The organism is Massilia sp. DJPM01 (assembly GCF_030348125.1).
GTDB lineage: Bacteria > Pseudomonadota > Gammaproteobacteria > Burkholderiales > Burkholderiaceae_D > Telluria_A > Telluria_A frigida.
Window position 1 is genome coordinate 82547 of the sequence record NZ_JAQOZV010000015.1, and the last position, 18866, is coordinate 101412.

Sequence of the window (18866 nt, forward strand, 5' to 3'; positions counted from 1 at the left end):
AGTATGCCAGGGCTTGCTATGTTTGACGCTAGCCCAAAGCCCAGCCCCATGCTGCCGGTTTGCTCAACAAGATGCGGCACTGTCGTGCGCTTGCCACGAATAGCCTGTTAGCGCGGAAACAGTCCACCGAGCACGTCCTTGACGCGGTCTTTCAGTTTTTCCTTGCCGCCAGCCGGCAAGGTAGCGCGCATCTTTTGCGCCGCTTCGGTGCCCAGTGCCGCCGCGTCGACTTGCCAGGTCATTTGCGCCAGCGGGCCGCCCAGCGCCACCGGTATCGTCAGCCCGTTCAAGGTGCCGACAGCGGGGCCATCCTGGCCGGCGAGGCTTGGCACCACGGTGCAACGCAAGCGGTAGTCGATGGTCTCGTGCGCGAGGTCGACCTGGCCTTCGCCGCCGATGCGCAACAGCGGCGTGCTTGCCGACAAATCCTTATTGTGGGCAAGGCCGCCATCGATGCGGAAGGTCGCGTTCAGTTCGCTGAAACCGGTCGAGTCGGCGCCGCTGCCCACGCCCGCGGCGGCCTTTGCTTCGCGCACCAGCCGGCCCAGGTCGATGCCACCGATGACGCCGTCGCGCAGCCGCAGCGCCGCCGTGCCGCCCAGCGCCTCGCGCAGGGCCATGCTGCTGGCGCCGCGCGTTGCCAGGGCGAGCTGGACGTCGCCGCGTCCGCTGAGCGGCGTCTTGCCGGTGGCGTCAAACAGCAGGGGGCCGAGCGAGATGCCGCGCAGGTCTTGCACCAGCGTCATGCGCGGATTGCTGGCGTCGCCCGTGAAATCGAGGCTCAGCGCGCCGTTGCCGTTGCCGCCGTATAGCGTGGCGGAGAGCGGCTTGATGCTGGTCTTGCCGGCGTCGGCCTGCAGCACCGCGTGCACATTTGCGGCGCGCAGGCCGCCCGCCGTCAGTTCGCCCACCTGCAAGGTGCCGCTGGCGCGCAGCCGGGCCAGGGCCGACAGGTCGATGGGCTGGTCCGGCGCCGGGCCGGCGTCCACCGGTGCGGCGGGCACGGCGGGCAGCGCGCGCGGAAGATAGCGCGCCACGTCGAGGCGGTCGATATCGATGTCGAGTTGCAGCATGCCGTCGCGCAATGCACCCTTGCCGCTGACCGCGCTGTCGTCGATCTTGCCTTTGAGCGCGGCTTCGATCATTTCCTTGCCGAAGTCGATCTGTAGGCTGCCTTTCAATTTGGCGCGCGATTCGATGCCGGCCCGGCTCGACAGGTCGAGATTGGCGTCGAGTTCTGTCATCGCCACCCGGCGCGTGTCGCGGTCGAGCGAAAAGCCGCTCTCGAAAATCAGCACGGTGTTGAGCGCGGGCTTGTCGACGCCGATATTGGCCGACAGCGCGACCCGGCTCGGTACGCCGTGCGCGATCGGACCGGAATCGATGTTCAGGCGGGCAATGTCGACGACGCGGCCGGCCTTGCGGTCGTCGAAGCGCAGATGGGCGTTGTCGACGCGGATGCTGTCGACCGCGAAGCGGATGCGGGCCGGTCCGGCGCCGGCGCCGGCGTTCCCGGCCGCGCCGGCACGCTCGCCGGCGCCGGTCTTGACGCGCGCGGCGGTCAGGTCGTCGATGTTCATGCTGCCGTCGGCCTGGCGCACCAGGGTGGCGCGCATGCCGCGCAGTTCGATGCGGTCGATCACCACTTCCTGGCGCAGCAGCAGCGGTACCAGCGCGAACGACAGGCGCACGCTGTCGAGCGCGGCGAATTCGCCCTTGCCGCCCAGTTCCGACAAGCTGGCCTTGCCAAGATGCACGCCGAGGCGCGGATACACGGCCAGCCGGATGTCGCCGCCGATGGCCAGGGTGCGGTGCGTTTTCTCGCGCACCCGCTCGACGATGGCGCTCTTGTAGGCGTTCGGGTCGAAGCGCGCCGCCAGGATGCCCACGGCGCTGCCCAGCACCAGCACGGTGGCGCCCAGCGCGATGACGGCGATCCTGATGCGTGCTTGCATGGCGAAACTCGGAGGCGGGAAAGGCGTCGAGTGTAGCACCGGGCAGGCCCGCCGGCATGCCCCTGTTTTGGATATACTTTGGCCACTTTCAACATTCTCGGGACAGGAATATGGCCAACGATGCCAACGCGCAGACAACCACCGGCATCGGCTGGCATCATGATCCGGACGCCGCGTTTGCCCAGGCCCGTGCCGCCGGCCAGCCGCTGTTCCTGTACTGGGGCGCCGTGTGGTGTCCGCCCTGCAACCGGCTCAAGGCGGCAGTGCTGTCGCAGCCCGGCTTTGCCGCGCTGGCGCCCGCGTTCGTGGCGCTGCACATCGATGGCGACGCCGCCGGCGCCCAGCGTGCCGCCGAGCGCCTGCACCTGCGCAGCTATCCGACCCTGGTGCTGTACCGCCCGGATGGCGCCGAGATCACGCGCCTGCCGTGCGAACTGGCGGGGCCGCGCGTTCTTCAACTGTTGCAACTGGCGCTGACGGCGCCGTTCACGGCGGCGCAAGCGCTGGGCGATGCCTTGGCGGGCCAGCGCGCCCTGTCCGCCGGCGAATGGCACTTGCTTGCTTTCTATTCCTGGGATACCGATGAAGGCCAGTTGCTGGCCGGGCGCGACCTGGCCGCCACGCTGGCCGCCTTGTGCGATGCCTGCGACGAACCCGAAGCGGCATTGCGCCTGGCCTGGCACGCGCTGCATGCCGGCGCGTCGCCGGTGCCGCAAGATGGGCTGGACCTGCTGCTGCGCACGCTGGCCGACCCGCGTGCGGTGCTGGCGCAGGCCGATCTGGTGACGAACTACGCGGTCGACCTGGTGCGCGCACTGACGGCGCCGCAGTCGGAACAGCGCATGGTCTTGAGCACGGCATGGTCCGATGCGCTGCGGCGGCTGGAGTCGTCCGACGCGCTGGACCCGGCCGACCAGTTGGCGGCCCTGCGCGTGCGGGTGCGCATGGCGCGCCTCGGCAGCCCTGTTGCCGGCCTGGACGCACTACTGCGCGAACGGGTTGCCAGTGCGCTGGCGGCCGCGCAAGAACCGGCGCTGCGCCACCATGTGATCAATAGCGCGGCCGGCGCGTTCTCCGACGCCGGCCTGCTTGACGACGCCGACGCGGTGCTGCGCGCCGCGCTGCCCGGCTCGCACGCACCGTTTTACTTCATGCACAGCCTGGCCGCCATCGCCAAACAACGTGGCGACCTGCCCGCCATGCTCGACTGGTACCAGCAAGCCTGGGAACAGGCCGCCGGCCCCGCCACGCGCCTGCAATGGGGCGCCACCTTCCTGCTGGCGCTGGTCGATGCCACGCCGGATGACGCGCAGCGCATCGGCCGACTCGCCAGCGCGCTGCGGTCCCTGGTGGACGGCATGGCCGACGCCCATTGCCGCCGCAACGGCACCCAGCTCGCGCGCATGCTGGGCAAGCTGGCCTCTGTGAATAATTCCAGCGAGCAAGTCGAAAAGCTTAAGCGGGGCTTACTGATCGAAGTCAAGGAACAAATTTAGGGAACCTGTTCCAGATCAGACCCTCAAACAAGATTTGAGGTTAACGACGATGGCACGACCCGAGTTCGCAAGCGACGTTTCGCGCGAGGAGTTTGAGGCGGTGCGCGGCATGCTGGAAGCCGCGCGCCGCAGGACACGTCCGCGCAAGCACGATCTGTACGATGTGTTTTGCGCGGTGTTATATTTTCTGGAAAGTGGCAGCGCCTGGCGCGGCGTGCCGCAGGGGTTTCCGCCGTGGCGCACGGTGCACGAATATTTCACGCAGTGGACGGCGCTGCGGCCGGGCGAACCCATGCTGCTGGAAGCGGCGCTGGAGCGCATCGGCCGGCCCGCCACCATTGCCACCCTGCACAAGGTGCTGGGCCGGCACTGAGGGCGCCCGCTCGGACGTCAGCGCCTCATGCGCCACCGCCGGCACCTGCGGTGCCTGGCGCTGGCGCGTGCGGCGCCGCAGCCTTTTCAAACGTCATGTTTTTTTCATCGAGGAAAAAGGTGCCGACCGGCTGTCCCAATGCCTTGGGTGCCGGTTCGGCCAGCAAGGCGCAGCTGAGCGTGTCGACCTGCATTACTTCCGTGCCGGAGCGCAGCGTGTACACATCGTCGCCGTTCGAGAACAGCTCGACCGACACATCGTGGAGCGGCATGCTGGACATGGGAAACACACGTTGGCATTCCGGCATGTGCGCGGCGACCAGGGTCAGGGTGATTTCTTTTTTCCAGAAGTACTCCTGCTCGGCGCGCACGGTAATGACGTGGTCGTTGCTGCCGTCATCGACGTAGTAGCTGGCCGAGCTCTTGATGCAGCCGGCCAGGAGCAGCGGCGTCAGTAAAATCCAGAACCTGCGCATGATCGCTTTCCTGTGGAGTAATGCCAGCAAGTATAGATCAGAACTCGGTGCCGATGGTCAGGGAGACGCCCCCGCGCCGCGGCCTGGGCAGCGTGCTTTTGAACGCGGACGAGCGGCGCGTGGCCCGCAGTTGCAGGAACCAGGGTCCGTGTTCGGCTGTGCGTGTGTAGGGGAAGTCGAAGCGCAGGCCGGCGCTGAGTGCATGGACGAAGGTGCGCCGGCCCTGCAGGGCGTCGTCGCTGGCGCGCCCGCCGTTCAGGAAGGCGTTTTGCGCCCGTATGCGCGTTTCCAGGCTGCCGAAGGCGGCGCACTGCAGCCAGGGCAGCATGCAGGTCGAGGTGGCGGCCGGCGTGGCGGCCAGTGCGCGCTGCGCCAGCAGGCGCGCGATTTCCACCGGCGCGGCGGGCGGCGCATCCTGCCCGAACATGAGCACGATGCCGCCCACCGAGTAATTGGTGGTGTTGCTGTTAGCCATGCCCCACCAGGCGCTGGTGCTCAGGCCCATGGCGCGGGCGAAGCCGGGAGCGGGGATGCGCGTGGCCGCGCCGGCGTAGTAGCGCGGCGGTTCCGACAGCCAGCTGCCGTCGGCCATGCCGAAGCGCGCCAGGTCGTCCGCCGGCACGCGCGGCTGCGCCAGCGCGGCGCCGCCGGAAAGGGTCAGCGCGGCTGTCAGCGCCGCGCGCGATGCACTGGAAAAAGTAGCCATGGCCGTCACCGCCTCGTGGAAAAACACTGGGGAGGAGATCGATTGTAGGCTCGGCCCGCAGGCCCGGTTTGGCTTGGCTCATGCGCGCCGCAGCGCGGCTGTTCATGTCTGTTTCCTGCGCCAGAAGCGCTCGAGCAGGGGCTTGACGCTGGTGCCGTGCACCACGATGGAGAGCATGATGACCACCACCGTAATCTGGATCAGCTGGTGCGACAGCGAGACCGGCAAGCCGTGGTTGAGGGCGTACATCAGGTAGTACAGCGAGCCGATGCCGCGCACCCCGAACCAGGCGGTGATGCCGCGGATGCGCATCGAACTGTCCGAGCCGAGCAGGCCGATCATCACGCTCAGCGGCCTTGCCACCACGAACAGGAACAGGGCTGTGCCGACGCTGCGCCAGTTCCAGTCATGCATCGACACCATGCCGCCGAGCAGCAAGACCAGGGTCAGTTCCGACAGCCTTTCCAGATGCTCCTTGAACACCAGCGATTCGGCGCTGACGGTGAGCGGCACATCGGCCGGCCGCGCGGCGGCGCCCGCTGTGTCCTTGCTGTGCTCGGGCACCAGCAAGCCCTGCCGGTCCTTGTGGGCGCCGGACAGCACCAGTTCGGTCTGGCGCAGGGCCACGCCGGCGAAAAACACGGCCAGGAAGCCCCAGGCCATGAACACCACGCTCAAGCCGTAGACGACGGCGATCAAGCCCAGGCCGACGAGGTCGTCGAGCACCTCGTGCTTGGGATCTTTGCCGCGCAGCATCCACCCGAGCCGGCCCAGCGCCGCCCCGCCCAGGGTGCCGATGGCGATCGCGGCCAAGGTGGCCCACAGCACGTCGACCAGCACCCAGCGCCAGCCCAGGTCGCCCAGTTCGTGGGCGCCGAGCAGGCCGAGGCCCAGCATCACGAAGGGAAAGGCCGAGCCATCGTTCATGCCCGCTTCGCAGGTGAGGGTAAAGCGCAGCTGGTCGCGGTCGTCGGGATGGCGCACCTGGACGTCGGTGGCCAGCACCGGGTCGGTGGGGGCGAGGATGGCGCCGAGCAGCACGCCCGCGCCCAGCGGCAAGCCCAGCGCGAAGTAGCAGAAGGCGGCGATCAAGCCCACGCTCAGGCTCATCGAGACCCAGGCCAGGCGGATGGCTGGCATCCAGCGCTGGCGCGAGATCGGCACCGGCATCTTCACGCCGGCCGAAAACAGGGACACGAGCACGGCGATTTCGGTGAGGGTTTCGAGCAGGTGCGATTGCTCGACCGGGCTGAAGGAAAAGATGCCCAGCACCATGGGGCCAAGGCCGAGGCCGACCCCCAGGTAAACGATGGCCGAGGTGAACGGCAAGCGCGAAATACTGGTCGCCATCAGGCCCCGTGCCAGCATCAGGCAGCCGATCAGGATAAACCAGTGGGTAGTCGTCATGGAGCGCATTGGCGGGTAGGGGAGTGGGGCGATTCTACAGAAGACAACTGTTTCCCTACGCGCTGTTGCCGTACGGATTGAAGCCCTGCCTTCTATCGGCGTCCCCGCCCACTACCGTCGCCCCCGGCCACTACTGTCGCCCCTGCCCACTACCGTCGCCCCCCGCCGAGTGCCGCCTTGGCGCGGGGGCGACGAGGTGTTGGATCCGGGCTCCAACCTGCGCGGGCGACGAGGCAGTGGGCCCCCAGTTAAAACGCGAAACTGCCCGCATCGAGCACCAGTGCCGCCGCCCCGCAGGCCGGACTGGTGGCCTGGCGATTGCCGCTGGCGCTCGCCTGGTTGCGTTCCCACACATCCGCCACCGCGCCATGCTTGAGGAACTTGTACTCGATCGCGGTCGATGGCGGCAACTGAACCGTGCGCGACCACGCCGCGTTGGTCCCGCTGCCCTCGATCGCCAGCTGGTTGCCATTGGTCGCGGTCCAGTTGCCGAGCTCGTTGCGGTTGCCCGTCACATGCACGTTCTGTCCCGGCACCGTATTCGCATTGGCCACGCGGAAGGTCACCGCCACAGTAGCGCAGGCTGGCGGCGTGGTCCCGCCACCGCCGCCGCTGACTTTCTGATTCACATGCAAGGCCAGCGCCGGCACGCTGGCGCCGCCATTGCCCGGAATGCTCACGCTGACCATGCCATTGCTGCCCACCGTCGCGCTGTCGCCGCTGCACCCTGTCTGCGCGGCATTGAGCTTGCCCGTCACCACATTGCAGTAGGTCCCCGCCGGCAGCAGCGTTTGCAGGGATGCATTCCACGCCGCCCCGTCATTGTTGATGGCGACAAAGCCCTTGCTGCCGCGCGCAAATGCAATCTGGTTCGGCGTGCCGTTGACGAAGTGATCGATACCCTGGCCGGCCGTGGTCGCGCGGAAGGCCACCATATTCGCAATGTCCGACCAGCGGTGGATGAAATCCCACGCTTGATTGATCAGCGGATTGCCATTCGCATCGAACGGGCTGGCCGCCGGCGGACCCTGGTCGTAGCTGTTGAAGCGAAAGCCGGAATGCACTTGCGCGTGTCCGTAGGGCCACGCCAGCATGAAGATATTGGCCAGGTCGTAGCGCTTGCTGCCCTGGGTATCGTTGACCTGCCCCGCCACGTAGTTGCTGGCCACCAGCGACGTGCCGTTGCGTTCGGTGTCCCAGTTGTTGACGAACACGGTCGCCTTGTCGCCCGGCACGAAGCCCCAGGTCCCGCCCCAGTTGCCGGGCGTGCCCATGATGCTGCGGATTTGCGCCAGATTGGCGCCGTTTTCATTGCGGAACACGGCTTTGAGCGCGTACGCGTACTGGAATTCGTTCAGGGTGCCATTGCCGAAGTAGCCCGAACGCACCACGTTGCTGTCCGGGATCACCTCCTGGGTGAGCCACAGCGTTTCGCCCGAGGTGGCGCTGCGGTTGGTGCCCGCCAGAATCGCGCCGATGTCGCCCGGCGCCATGTGCTTGGCCGCGTCGATGCGCAAGCCGTCCACGCCCATCGCCACCAGCTTGTTGAAGAAGGTGCGCACCTGGCCCTGCACATAGCTGCTCCCGGACTTGAGGTCGGGCAGGCCGCTCAGGCGGCAGTTGGTCACGCTGTTGCGGTTGCCCGGCGAGCCGTAGTCGCCGCCCTGGATGTCGCAGGCGGGATGAAAATCCTGGGCGCTGAAGTTGGGGTAGCTGAGCGTGGCCGAGTTCCAGGCCGAGCCATTGGTGGCGGTGCCGGCGCCGGCCGCCATGTGGTTGACCACCACATCCGCGTACACCCGCACTTTGGCGGCGTGGCAAGTGTTGATCATCGCCTGGAATTCGGCTTCGCTCCCCATATTGCTGCCCAGCGAAGTGAAGTTGACCGGCTGGTAGATGTCCCACCAGGTGCCCAGGCTGGCCGATGCCTGCGGCGGCGATACCTGGACCGCGCCGTAGCCCTGCGGGCCGAGCCAGTTGGTGCATTCCCGGGCGATGTCGTTCCATTTCCAGCGGAACATCTGGACCGAGGTATCCGGGGCATTGAAGCCGGCCGCGCCAGCTTGGCCGGCAGCGGCGCCGCACAGGATGCCGGCGGCGATCAGCGAGCGCAGCAGGGGCGATGTACGAAGTGATGTCATGTTGCTTCCTTATGGTTTTTGCTAGTGGAATGCACAACAGTGTGGGCACAAGCACGCTGGTCCCATCTGTCTCCATGCATGGGGTGCGGCCGCTTGAAACGAGGACGGTGGTGCGGCGCCAGGTGGGCGCCGGACGGAGGCGGCGGGCTGGGCCCTTATGTGTCTCCGGAGTGGGAATGTAGCACAACTACATAAAATGTAAACTGGGGCATGGAGAATGTATCAATTTTGCTTGGGTGTGTGTGATTTTCCGCGTCGCTTCACCTGTCGATGTAGTATCTCTACATCGTCATTGCTGCCCCAGAAAACAAAAAAGCCGGAGGAATCATCCTCCGGCCCATCCCCAAGCCCCACGCTCGTTTGCTGCGGGATGTCTAACGCTGGTAAGCCCCGATATCGATGCCGCTGGCCGGGGCGCGCGCCTTGCCGGCGATGTCGTCCGGCGCCGAGGATGCGGCGCTGCCCTTGCCGATCCCGGGCGAACTGGGGCGCAGGCGGAAATCGGGCAGGCCGTCCTTGCCGTAGCGCAGGAACTGAGGCGCTTGCGCCACCGTGCCGCTATGCAGCAAGCCATTGTTCAATTGCCAGTCGGCGACGACATTCAGGTACACCAGGTTGTTGCGATAGCTGTTGTGCAGGCCGGTCGCCCCCTGTTCCGAAATGCCGTATTTGTTGTCGTAGACGATGTTGTTATGCACGTTGGTGAAATCGTTCGGCCCCTTGATGTAGTAAGGGTCGCCGCCGCCGACCAGGATCCCTGTCATCGAGCGGGCGATCGTGTTGTGGCTCACCACCACATTGGTGGCGTCGTGCCACATCTGGATCGCCGCGCCGCCGATGGCAAACAGCACATTGTTGGTGACGCTGCCGCTGGTACTCATGTTGATGCCCTGGACGAAGCGGCAATCGGTCGGGCCGATGTCGTGCACGGTATTGCCGCTCACCGTGCCGAGCCGGCCCTTGTAGTAGCTGTCGATGCTGATGCCGGCCGCGCTGGCGCTGGTGCACGGCACGTCCTGGCCCACGTGGTGCACGTGGTTGTGGCGGATCAGCGCGCCAGAGCCGGCGTTGTAGATGCCGTAGGTCCAGCGCACGCCGCCATGGCCGTTGCGCCCGTCCACCTGGAAGCCGACGATATCGACGAAGTCGCCACGGTTTTCCCATGCCATCTTGGTGGTCGAGCCGCGCGGCGGCACCAGGCGCGCGCCGCCGCGCACGGTCGAGATGTAGGCAATGCGGCGCTCGGGCGTGCCGCTCATCATGGTGCGAAAGCCACCCGCGTAGGTGCCCGGCGCCACGTGCACGATGGTGCCGGGCAGGGCCACCCGCGAGGCGCGCTGGATGGTTTCGAAGGGCTGGGTGGCGGTGCCCGGATTGGCATCCGAACCGTCGCTCGCAACGTAGTAGTGGTAGGTGGCGGGCGCCGGGGCGGCGTGCGCCGGGAGGGATAACCCAAGGCCGGCAAGCAATGCCGCCAGCGGGAGGGGAGGGTGGGGCCTGGATGGGTTCATCAACAGTTTCCTTTTCGCCGGATCGTGCTGGAAATCATGAGGCGGATGCCGGAATCGAACCGGCTTACCCAGCGTTGCAGGCTGGTGCATTGCCATTTTGCTACTCCGCCATGGGAATAGTGTCCACCCGCGCCGCGCCATCCCATGCCGACTGGATCAAATAAACCGTTTGCGCGCCGCCCAAAGAAAAGCGGCCCGCGCGGGGCCGCTCGTACTGCCAGGGAAAGCGCTGCTTACGGGTTGACGGACTTGAGGTCGGCACCGGTCGCGCCGCCTTCGGCACGGCTGTAATTGTTAATGATATAGCGGCTGGCCAGGCTGGCCACGTGGGTCAGCATCAGGTTATCGTGCACGCCCAGGGTAAAGCCGGCCGACATGGCGTTGGCGCGCTGGAAGAACTCGGGATTGGCCACCCTGCGGCCCTTGCCATCGGTGATTTTCAGGCGCAGCAGCACGCCGGAACTGCCGGCCAGTGGCCCCAGCAGCACGCGCGTGGCGCCGCGCTTGAAGCTCATCTGCTCGATGACGGGCTGGATGATCAGGCTGCGGCCATTCGCCGGGCGCGTGTTCCATTCCAGCAGCGATGCCGACAAATCCTTCTGGAGGTTCGCTTCGATCTTGTCCAGGCCATCCCGATCGACCTTGACGTCGGACCCGAACACCACCGGCCGCACCTCGATCCGGCCAAACGCCGAAAACGCTTCGGACGGCGGCGGATTGCTGGTCGCCGACGCCTTGATCCTGGTGCCGCCGCAGCCTTGCAGCAATACCGCACCAAACAGGCACGAAGCAAGAAGCAATGCTTTGGAGGTGATGTTCATGGGGTCGTTCCTTGGTTAGTCGTTTTTGAATCGCCCGGCGGGGGCAAGCAATGCCGATATTATAGTAAATCCATCAGTATTCCCTTATAAATAACTTCCTGAAAGAAACACAACAGGGTGGGTGGCGGGGTTTGCCCGGCAGCGTTCAAGCGACACCACGGACGGGGAGAATCGGGTATATTCGATCATTACCGATAGCTATTTGCGCGGAGTGCAACGATCGCGGCGGGACCGCGCCAGATGTGAAATGAACGGCTGTGGCTTGAGTGGCCGGCGGCCGGCGCCAAACCTGGAAAGCCATTACCGTGCTTGAAGCCCCAGTACCCGCCGACGAAAGCGCGCGCATGGCCGCACTATGCGGCCTGAATATCCTCGATACCCTGCCCGAAGAGCGCTTCGACCGTATCACGCGCACCGCCCAGCGCCTGTTCGGCTGCCCGATCGCGCTGGTGACCCTGGTCGACAGCGAACGCCAGTGGTTCAAATCGCGCCTGGGCCTGGACGCGCGTGAAACGCCGCGCAATATCTCCTTTTGCGGGCACGCGATCCTGCGCAATTTCCCGTTCGTCATTCCCGATGCGGCGGCCGACCCGCGCTTTGCCGATAATCCGCTGGTGCTGGGGCCTCCGCATATCCGCTTTTATGCCGGCATTCCCCTGCGCGCCGATAACGGCGCCCTGATCGCCACCCTGTGCCTGATCGACCGCGTGCCGCGCAGTTTTTCCGACGACGAGATTGGCGCCCTGTGCGACCTGGCGCAATGGGCCGAACTCGAACTGAATGTGTACACGATCAAGCAGGCCACCCGGGTCAGCCGCGACCAGGAAGCGCGCCTGCGGGCGATTGTCGAACACGCGGGCGACGCCATCATCACCATCGACGATGGCGGCCTGGTCGAAACCTTCAATCCCGAGGCGCAGCGCCTGTTCGCTTACCAGCCGGACCAGATCATCGGCGCGCCCTTCAGCGTTCTGGTGGCACGCCATTACCGCGCCAGCGTCACCGCGTATATGGAGGAACTGGTGCGCGACGGCCTCGGCGATGGGGTGCGCCTCAACCGCCAGCTGATCGGGCAGCGCGGCGACGGCACCCGTTTTCCGGCCAACCTGGTGGTGAGCGAAATGCACATCAACGGGCGCCGCGCCTTTACCGGCCTGGTACGCGATATTTCGGCGCGGCGCCGCAATGCCGATGAAATGAAACGCCTGAACCGGCGCCTGGCGGAAACGCTCAGCCTCCAGCATGCGATCTTGAACAGCAATAACTACGCCATCATTTACGTCAATGTGCACGGCCAGGTGATCATGTTCAACGATGGCGCCCAGCGCATGCTCGGTTATTCGGAAGCCGAAATGCGCACCCAGTCCGCGCTGCTGGTGCTGCATGACCCGGTGGAGCTGGAAGCGCGGGTGCACGCGCTCAGCGTCGAACTGGGGCGCCCGATCCGGCCCGGCGCCGACATATTCATCGCCAAGGCGCGCGAGCGCCTTCCCGACGAATCCGAATGGACCTATATCCGCAAGGATGGCAGCCGGCTGCCGGTGCTGCTGTCGATTTCCGCCATCTGGGATGATGAAAACGCGCTGGCGGGCTTTGTCGGCATCGCGCAGGATATCAGCGAACGCAAGAAAATGGAGAGCATGAAGAATGACTTCATTTCCACGGTCTCGCATGAACTGAGAACCCCGATGACGTCCATCAAAGGCTCGCTCGGGCTGCTGGCGGGCGGCGCGGCCGGCGAGATTCCCCTGCGCGCCAAGGTGCTGCTCGATATCGCCAGCAAGAATTGCGACCGCCTGGTGCGCCTGATTAACGATATTCTCGACGTCGAAAAAATCGAGTCCGGCAATATGCGGTTCGAGCCCGTGGTCCAGCCCTTGCTGCCGCTGGTGGAACAGGCCATCGCCGCCACCCACGCGTTTGCCTCGCCGTACAAGGTCAGCTTCGACCTGCGCTCCGACAATGGCGACCTGATGGTGGCCGCCGATTCCGACCGGCTGATCCAGGTAATCGTCAACCTGCTCTCGAATGCGGCCAAATTCGCGCCGCCCGGCGGCGTGGTCGACGTGCGCCTGCTGCGCCAGCCGGGATATGCGCGGCTGTCGGTGACCGATCACGGCGCCGGCATTCCCGAGCAGTTCCGCGACCGCATCTTCCAGAAATTCGCCCAGGCCGATGCCTCGGACAGCCGCCCGAAAGGCGGCACCGGCCTTGGCCTGAATATCTCGAAAGCCATCATTGAAAGGCACCGCGGCCGCATCGATTTTCTCAGCGAATGCGGCGTGCGCACCGAATTCTTCTTTGAACTGCCGCTCGCGGCCTAACCGTGTTTTTTCAGGACGTCCTTATTTATGACTGCACTTTCCCTGGTCCTGTACGTGGAAGACGATCCCGATATCCAGACGGTCGCGCAGATGGCGCTCGACATGGTCGGCGGACTCACTTTGCGCACCTGCGGTTCGGGCCGCGAAGCGCTGCTGGCGGCGGCCGAATGCAAGCCGGACCTGCTCCTGCTTGACGTCATGATGCCCGGCATGGATGGCCCGATGACGCTGTCCGAATTGCGCAAGCTGCCCAATACCGCCAGCACGCCGGTCATTTTCATGACGGCCAAGGTGCAGGCCAGCGAAGTGGCGTATTACCGCTCGCTGGGCGCGCTGGGCGTGATCGCCAAACCCTTCGATCCGATGCAGTTGGCGCTGCAGGTGCGCCAGTTGTGGGACGAGGCCATGGCATGAACATGCCCACCGATCTGCAAGCCAGGGTGGCACTGCTGGCACAGGGATTCCGTACGCGCCTGCCGGCCCGTTTCGAGCAAATCAATGCGGCGTATGCGCTGTGCCGAAGCGATATGGCCGGCCGTGCGCACTGGCAGGAACTGTACCGGCTATTGCATTCGCTGGGCGGCGCGGCCGGCACGTTCGGAGCGGCCGAACTGGGGCTGGCGGCGCGCCGCATCGAAGAAAAAATCAAAACGCAGCTTGCTGAAAACGACTGGACAATCGAGAATCTGGATGACATCGGAGCCGACGTGGCCGTTCTGCGGCACATGGCCTTGCCGGTGCCGGCACCGTAAAGACACCGCCCTTCAGGCAGGAACAGGAAATCATGAATACATCGACGATCTACAGCAAAACTTCAAAGGGCATGGCGGAGCTGAAAAACGGGTGCAGGAATCTGGCCCGCGATCCGGCCCGCGTGTTATCGATGGTGAACGGACGCTCCTGCGTGCGCGATTTTCTTGCGCTGGGCGGCATGTCGATCGATAAGCTCGTCAACGAACTCGACGCGCTGACCAAACTGGGTCTGGTGCGCGTATTTGGCGGCGCGCAGCAGAGTCTGCCGGTAGCGCAGCGGCAGGTCGCGGTGCACGATGACGGACTCGAGTTTTCGGAATCCCTGCCGACCCTCGAAGTGACCGAGCTGACCCCGCAAGAAAGCGTGGAAGCCTGGGCCCATGCCCGGCGCGGTGCGACCGAACTGAAAAGCATGGGCTTTTATTCTTACGGGAACAAGGCGCAGTTGGGTGAGAGCAAACATGCCCTGACAGCCCTGGTGGTCGAAGACGACGAGGAACTGTCGGAATTGCTGGTGGTGCTGTTGAGCGAAAAGGGTTTTACCGTGCACGCGACCGGCAATATGAACGATGCGCTGGCGGTGGTGCAGACATCCATGGCGCCCGACCTGGTGCTGCTCGACATCGTCTTGCCCGGCCTGCCCGGCAAGGATGGCTTCGATCTGCTGGCCGCCATCCGCCGCAACGCAGGCTGGTCCAAGGCGCCGGTCGTGATGGTGACCTCGGAAGTGTCCGACGACCAGGTGATGAAAGGCTTAAAGTGTGGCGCCGACGCCTACATCTTCAAACCCTTCAAATGGGAAACGCTGTATTCCTGCATTCAGAGCGTGGTTGGGATCTGACGCCATCGCCTGGCGCGGCGGCGTACCGGGGCCGGTACGCCCGCGCCGGTATGCCCGCGCTGGTATGCGCCCGCCGGTAGCCCGCGCCGGCACCTTCCTTGCATTCCCGTTGTCGATCTCTCGCCTCGTTGAGCCGCCTTGGTAGCGTCGCGTATATCGCGCTCGCTGCGATTCCTCGCCAGCCAGAAAATATGCTTGTGTAAAGGCTACAGGGCGCTCGGAAAATGCCTACGCAGCTAGACTGGCTCCACGGTGCCATTGGTTTAATGACATTATTTCAAACACGAGGAGATCCACATGCTGAAATCGACTTTGATCAAATGTGTACTGGGGGCCGCTGTTGCCACCGCTTTCGCCATGCCGGTCAGCAGCTACGCCCAGGCGGGCGCGGCGACCATGAACACGCCTGCGGCGAGTGCCCTGAGCAAGGGCGACCAGAAAATCGTGGCCGACATGGCACGCGCGAACATGGCTGAAATCGAGGCCGGCAAGCTGGCGCTGGCCAACAGCCAGAACGCGGAAGTCAAAACGTTCGCGCAGCGAATGATCGACGACCACACCAAGGCGCTGGGCGACGTGACGCAACTGGCCCAGACCAAGGGTGTAACGCTTCCGACCGAGGTCGACAGCAAACACAAGGCGCTGGCCGCCAAGCTGGGCAAGCTCAACGGCGATGCCTTCGACAAGGCGTACATGGCCCAAGCCGGCGTGGGCGATCACAAGGCGGTGCACGCGGCGCTGAAAAAATTCAAAGCCAAGGCCAAGGACCCGGACGTCAAAGCCCTGGCCGCCAAGATGCTGCCGACGGTCGAACAACACCTGCATTCGGCCGCCGGCATGGCCCCTGCCAAGGGCGGCTCCAAAGGCAGCAGCCCCCGGTAACGGGCGAAGCGAACGATCACAGCTCGCCAGGCGGCGCCACGCACGGCGCTGCCCACACCACCGCGATGGCAGGCGCCAAAACACCGGCCCGGCCGCAGGTGTCAAGCCGCCCGTCGTAGGCGATGCGAACGGGCAGAACGCCGGCAAACACTAAGGGCATCGACCGCACCGGCGCAGCGCGCGCTGGTGCGGGATGGCGAGGCTGAGCACATCAGCCTCGCCATGACCCGCACGCGTCCAGTTTCTGCACGCGTCCCATACTCTGTCGTATTTATCTGACGAATCTCTCCTCTTCGACGATTGCCCGAACGTACGGCCGCCGTCATCCATATTCCTCCCGAAAATGTTGCGCACCGTCATCTGAGCGATCAGAGGCGACGCTTAAAGTCAGACATCCGCTTTCGCCAATCGTTCAATTTTTCGGGACCGATATGCCAGACGTCTTTCTTGTGACCTGCCGCAGCCTGTTCCGTGATCGACGCCCTGGGAGGATGCCGGCATGAGCGAAGCGCCGCACAGCTTGCGCGACCTGATCAGCGATCGCCAGCACGACCGCCTCCTGCGGCTGTCGTTTCCCAACGACGATAGTCCGGCCGCACAGTTGCTGGTCAATTCGCTCGACGCATCCGAAGCGCTGTCCCGGCCGTTTGAATACATCGTCGAGCTGCTCTCGGACGAGCCGAATATCCCGCTCAAAAGCTTGCAGGGAAAGATGCTGTGCGTGCAGCTGGTGCGCAAGGATGGCAGCATGCGCTATTTCACCGGTCGGGTTTTCGGCTTCAGCCTCAAGACGGTCGACGGTGGCGTGTCGTATTACGAGGCGCGGCTGGGGCCCTGGTACAACTATCTGGACCTGCGCAAGGATAACTACCTGTTTCACAACACCACGCTTTACCAGCAGACCGCCAGCATTTTCAGCGATTACAGCAACGTGGCCGACTGGGACTGGCAAGTGAGCGGCGCGGATACGGTCATGACCGACGCCTGCCAGTTCGGCGAAAGCGACAGCAATTACCTGGAGCGGCGCTGGGCATCGGCGGGCATCCTTTACTGGTTCGAGCATACGGAACATGGCCACAAACTGGTGCTCTCGGATGATTCGACCGGCGCCCCGGCGATCGATGGCGATCCCGAGGTGGCATTTCAGCGGCATGGCGGCTCGGCCGAGGAAGATGGCATCGGCGAATGGTCGCCGGGCCGTCAGATCACGCAGGGAACCGTGGCGCTGGCGTCCTATGATTTCAAGACCGGCCGTCCGGCGACGACATCGCTGCCAACGGTGCAGCAGCAGGGGGAGGTGCTCGATATCGAGTCCTATGAATATGCGGGCGCTTACGGCTTCAAGGACAGCGGCAATGCGCGCGAGGTGGCGCAGCGCCAGATCGAAGCCCTTGAAGCGGGTGGAAAGCAGTTCGATGGCAGCGGCAATAACCGCCACGCCATGCCCGGCCGCTGGTTCCGGCTATCCGGACACTTTGATGCCACGGCATCCGGCGACGATGCGCAGGCGCGCGAATTCCTGATCACCGAAGTGCGTCACAGCGCGAGCAATAACTACCATCGCCAGGCCGCCACGCCGTCGCATTACGACAACCGGCTCAAGGCGATCCGCAAGATCATTCCCTGGCGGCCGCCGCGCGGGCATAACAGCACCGATACCCGGATTCACGGTATCCAGACCGCCACGGTGGTCGGTCCCGCCGGTGAGGAGATTCACACCGACGAATATGGGCGCGTACGCGTGCAATTCCATTGGGACCGCGCCGGAATCAACGACGAGAACAGTTCCACATGGCTGCGCGTTGCAACGCCTTGGGCCGGCGCCAATTTCGGCATGTCCACCATTCCCCGCGTCGGGACCGAAGTGCTGGTGCAGTTCATGGATGGCAATCCGGATCGGCCGATCATCACCGGCATGGTTCCGAACGTGAATACCATGCCGCCCTGGACACTGCCCGATAACAAAACCCAGTCCGGCATCCTGACGCGTTCCACGCCGGGCGGGAGGTACGACAATGCGAATGCGCTGCGTTTCGAGGACAAGAAAGGCGCGGAGCAGCTCTGGCTGCACGCCGAAAAGGACCAGCTGACGGAAGTCGAGCACGATGAAGATAAATGGGTCGGCCATGACCGCCGCAAGACCATCGATCGCGACGAGACCAGTCATATCAGGCGCGACCGCACCGAGACTGTCGACCGCGATGAGACCATCACGGTCCATCACGACCGTAGCGAAACGGTTGACCATGACGAAACGATCACCGTGCATAACAACCGCAGCGAGCGGGTCGACCATAACGAAACGATCAGCATCGGCGACCATCGCGACGAGGACGTGGGCAAGAATGAAACGATCCACATTGGCCAGAACCGCACCGAGACAGTCGGGCAGAACGAGCGCATCACGATCGGGAAGAACCGCGACAAGGAAGTGCGCAATAACCGGTCCGACAAGATCGGCAAGAACTGGTCGATCAAGGTGGCGCGCCTGAAGAAGGAACATATCGGCATGGCCAATCTGGAGAATATCGGCCTGGCGCGCATGACCAATATCGGCATTGCATCCTCGCTGATCGTGGGGATGGTGCGCAGTACCGCCGTGGGCGTGGCCGACCTGCTGACGGTGGGCAAATCGCGCAAGGTGACGGTGGGCGACACGCAGGAGGTCAGCATCGGCAAAACGGAAACTAGGACCATCGGCCAGAGTCACATTACCTCGGTCGGCGAGCATCTGGAACTGGCGTGCGGAGCGGCCAAGATCGTCTTGCGCAGCGATGGCAGCATTTTTTTGCAAGGCACCCAGATTCATTTGCTGGGCAGCGCGCAGATCAATGCCGATGGCGGCCTGGTGCAGCTCAATTGCGGCGCCGCCAAAGCGCCGCCAGCTGCGCCGGAGGCAAAGAAGGAAGCGCCTCCTGACGCGGCGGCGGCGACGGGATCGTCGCTGGTCGATTGCGGTGGCCCTGGCATGGCCGGCATCGACACCGGTCTGGAAAAATTGATGAACGGGGAAATGAGTCCGCTGGCCGTATTCAAGGAACTCAAGAATCTCGCCCAGACAGCGAAAGCGGTCAAGAACGGCGACCTTGGCGCCATCGTGGGCGTGGTGGGATCGGTGGCCAGCGGCGCGGCGGCTGTGATCAATGGCAGCGGCAAGGGTAGCGGCGGCAGTTAATCGTTT

At 64.7% G+C, this 18866-nt stretch carries 15 protein-coding genes and 1 tRNA gene; 8 read left to right on the top strand and 8 right to left on the bottom strand.

Going from position 1 to position 18866, the window contains the following annotated elements:
- Positions 1 to 107 precede the first annotated feature (107 nt).
- A complete protein-coding gene (locus PO883_RS12220; protein ID WP_289310008.1) occupies positions 108 to 1955 on the bottom strand; it encodes an AsmA family protein in 1848 nt (615 codons plus the stop codon).
- 110 nt (positions 1956 to 2065) lie between these two features.
- Here PO883_RS12220 and PO883_RS12225 point away from each other — a divergent pair, with 110 nt between their 5' ends.
- Together PO883_RS12225 and PO883_RS12230 are read left to right on the top strand one after the other, a co-directional pair.
- Positions 2066 to 3451 (top strand): thioredoxin family protein, encoded by a 1386-nt coding sequence (locus tag PO883_RS12225; RefSeq protein WP_289310009.1) that lies wholly within the window; start codon positions 2066 to 2068, stop codon positions 3449 to 3451.
- Positions 3452 to 3500: 49 nt separating this feature from the next.
- On the top strand, positions 3501 to 3824 hold the full coding sequence (locus PO883_RS12230; RefSeq protein ID WP_289310010.1) for a transposase: 324 nt from the start codon (positions 3501 to 3503) through the stop codon (positions 3822 to 3824).
- Positions 3825 to 3849: 25 nt separating this feature from the next.
- Here PO883_RS12230 and PO883_RS12235 read toward each other — a convergent pair whose 3' ends face one another.
- The 7 genes from PO883_RS12235 to PO883_RS12265 all read right to left on the bottom strand — a co-directional run bounded on the left by PO883_RS12235 (position 3850) and on the right by PO883_RS12265 (position 10885).
- The gene (locus PO883_RS12235; protein ID WP_289310011.1) at positions 3850 to 4299 is read right to left on the bottom strand and encodes a hypothetical protein; all 450 of its coding nucleotides are present in this window, start codon (positions 4297 to 4299) and stop codon (positions 3850 to 3852) included.
- A 37-nt stretch (positions 4300 to 4336) separates the two neighbouring features.
- Positions 4337 to 5005, bottom strand: coding sequence for a hypothetical protein (locus tag PO883_RS12240; protein ID WP_289310012.1), 669 nt, complete (start codon positions 5003 to 5005; stop codon positions 4337 to 4339).
- Between the two features lie 102 nt (positions 5006 to 5107).
- Positions 5108 to 6412, bottom strand: a complete 1305-nt coding sequence (locus tag PO883_RS12245; RefSeq protein WP_289310013.1) for a sodium:proton antiporter — start codon at positions 6410 to 6412, stop codon at positions 5108 to 5110.
- Positions 6413 to 6660: 248 nt separating this feature from the next.
- Positions 6661 to 8553, bottom strand: coding sequence for a carbohydrate-binding module family 20 domain-containing protein (locus tag PO883_RS12250; RefSeq protein WP_289310014.1), 1893 nt, complete (start codon positions 8551 to 8553; stop codon positions 6661 to 6663).
- Between the two features lie 374 nt (positions 8554 to 8927).
- Positions 8928 to 10064 (bottom strand): right-handed parallel beta-helix repeat-containing protein, encoded by a 1137-nt coding sequence (locus tag PO883_RS12255; RefSeq protein WP_289310015.1) that lies wholly within the window; start codon positions 10062 to 10064, stop codon positions 8928 to 8930.
- A gap of 39 nt (positions 10065 to 10103) precedes the next feature.
- Positions 10104 to 10174 (bottom strand) — tRNA-Cys (locus PO883_RS12260).
- A 123-nt stretch (positions 10175 to 10297) separates the two neighbouring features.
- Positions 10298 to 10885 (bottom strand): hypothetical protein, encoded by a 588-nt coding sequence (locus tag PO883_RS12265; RefSeq protein WP_289310016.1) that lies wholly within the window; start codon positions 10883 to 10885, stop codon positions 10298 to 10300.
- A gap of 305 nt (positions 10886 to 11190) precedes the next feature.
- Between PO883_RS12265 and PO883_RS12270 the strand changes: the two genes are divergently transcribed.
- From PO883_RS12270 to PO883_RS12295, 6 genes are all read left to right on the top strand, one after another.
- Complete coding sequence (locus PO883_RS12270) at positions 11191 to 13209, top strand: PAS domain S-box protein (RefSeq protein WP_289310017.1); 2019 nt, start codon at positions 11191 to 11193, stop codon at positions 13207 to 13209.
- 27 nt (positions 13210 to 13236) lie between these two features.
- Complete coding sequence (locus PO883_RS12275) at positions 13237 to 13623, top strand: response regulator (RefSeq protein ID WP_289310018.1); 387 nt, start codon at positions 13237 to 13239, stop codon at positions 13621 to 13623.
- Positions 13620 to 13961 carry an Hpt domain-containing protein gene (locus tag PO883_RS12280; protein WP_289310019.1) on the top strand — a complete coding sequence of 114 codons (342 nt, stop codon included), beginning with the start codon at positions 13620 to 13622 and terminating at the stop codon, positions 13959 to 13961. The genes PO883_RS12275 and PO883_RS12280 overlap by 4 nt, the downstream gene beginning before the upstream one ends.
- Before the next feature lie 32 nt (positions 13962 to 13993).
- A complete protein-coding gene (locus PO883_RS12285; protein WP_289310020.1) occupies positions 13994 to 14803 on the top strand; it encodes a response regulator in 810 nt (269 codons plus the stop codon).
- A 297-nt stretch (positions 14804 to 15100) separates the two neighbouring features.
- Positions 15101 to 15685: a DUF4142 domain-containing protein gene (locus tag PO883_RS12290; protein WP_289310021.1), complete on the top strand. Its 585-nt coding sequence runs from the start codon at positions 15101 to 15103 to the stop codon at positions 15683 to 15685.
- A gap of 499 nt (positions 15686 to 16184) precedes the next feature.
- Positions 16185 to 18860, top strand: coding sequence for a type VI secretion system Vgr family protein (locus tag PO883_RS12295; RefSeq protein WP_289310022.1), 2676 nt, complete (start codon positions 16185 to 16187; stop codon positions 18858 to 18860).
- Positions 18861 to 18866: the final 6 nt, after the last annotated feature.

What these genes read in the sequence shown, in the direction of transcription:
- PO883_RS12220 (WP_289310008.1), bottom strand. Translation starts at nt 1,955, where the DNA reads ATGCAAGCACGCATCAGGATCGCCGTCATCGCGCTGGGCGCCACCGTG.
- PO883_RS12225 (WP_289310009.1), top strand. Translation starts at nt 2,066, where the DNA reads ATGGCCAACGATGCCAACGCGCAGACAACCACCGGCATCGGCTGGCAT.
- PO883_RS12230 (WP_289310010.1), top strand. Translation starts at nt 3,501, where the DNA reads ATGGCACGACCCGAGTTCGCAAGCGACGTTTCGCGCGAGGAGTTTGAG.
- PO883_RS12235 (WP_289310011.1), bottom strand. Translation starts at nt 4,299, where the DNA reads ATGCGCAGGTTCTGGATTTTACTGACGCCGCTGCTCCTGGCCGGCTGC.
- PO883_RS12240 (WP_289310012.1), bottom strand. Translation starts at nt 5,005, where the DNA reads ATGGCTACTTTTTCCAGTGCATCGCGCGCGGCGCTGACAGCCGCGCTG.
- PO883_RS12245 (WP_289310013.1), bottom strand. Translation starts at nt 6,412, where the DNA reads ATGACGACTACCCACTGGTTTATCCTGATCGGCTGCCTGATGCTGGCA.
- PO883_RS12250 (WP_289310014.1), bottom strand. Translation starts at nt 8,553, where the DNA reads ATGACATCACTTCGTACATCGCCCCTGCTGCGCTCGCTGATCGCCGCC.
- PO883_RS12255 (WP_289310015.1), bottom strand. Translation starts at nt 10,064, where the DNA reads ATGAACCCATCCAGGCCCCACCCTCCCCTCCCGCTGGCGGCATTGCTT.
- PO883_RS12265 (WP_289310016.1), bottom strand. Translation starts at nt 10,885, where the DNA reads ATGAACATCACCTCCAAAGCATTGCTTCTTGCTTCGTGCCTGTTTGGT.
- PO883_RS12275 (WP_289310018.1), top strand. Translation starts at nt 13,237, where the DNA reads ATGACTGCACTTTCCCTGGTCCTGTACGTGGAAGACGATCCCGATATC.
- PO883_RS12280 (WP_289310019.1), top strand. Translation starts at nt 13,620, where the DNA reads ATGAACATGCCCACCGATCTGCAAGCCAGGGTGGCACTGCTGGCACAG.
- PO883_RS12285 (WP_289310020.1), top strand. Translation starts at nt 13,994, where the DNA reads ATGAATACATCGACGATCTACAGCAAAACTTCAAAGGGCATGGCGGAG.
- PO883_RS12290 (WP_289310021.1), top strand. Translation starts at nt 15,101, where the DNA reads ATGCTGAAATCGACTTTGATCAAATGTGTACTGGGGGCCGCTGTTGCC.
- PO883_RS12295 (WP_289310022.1), top strand. Translation starts at nt 16,185, where the DNA reads ATGAGCGAAGCGCCGCACAGCTTGCGCGACCTGATCAGCGATCGCCAG.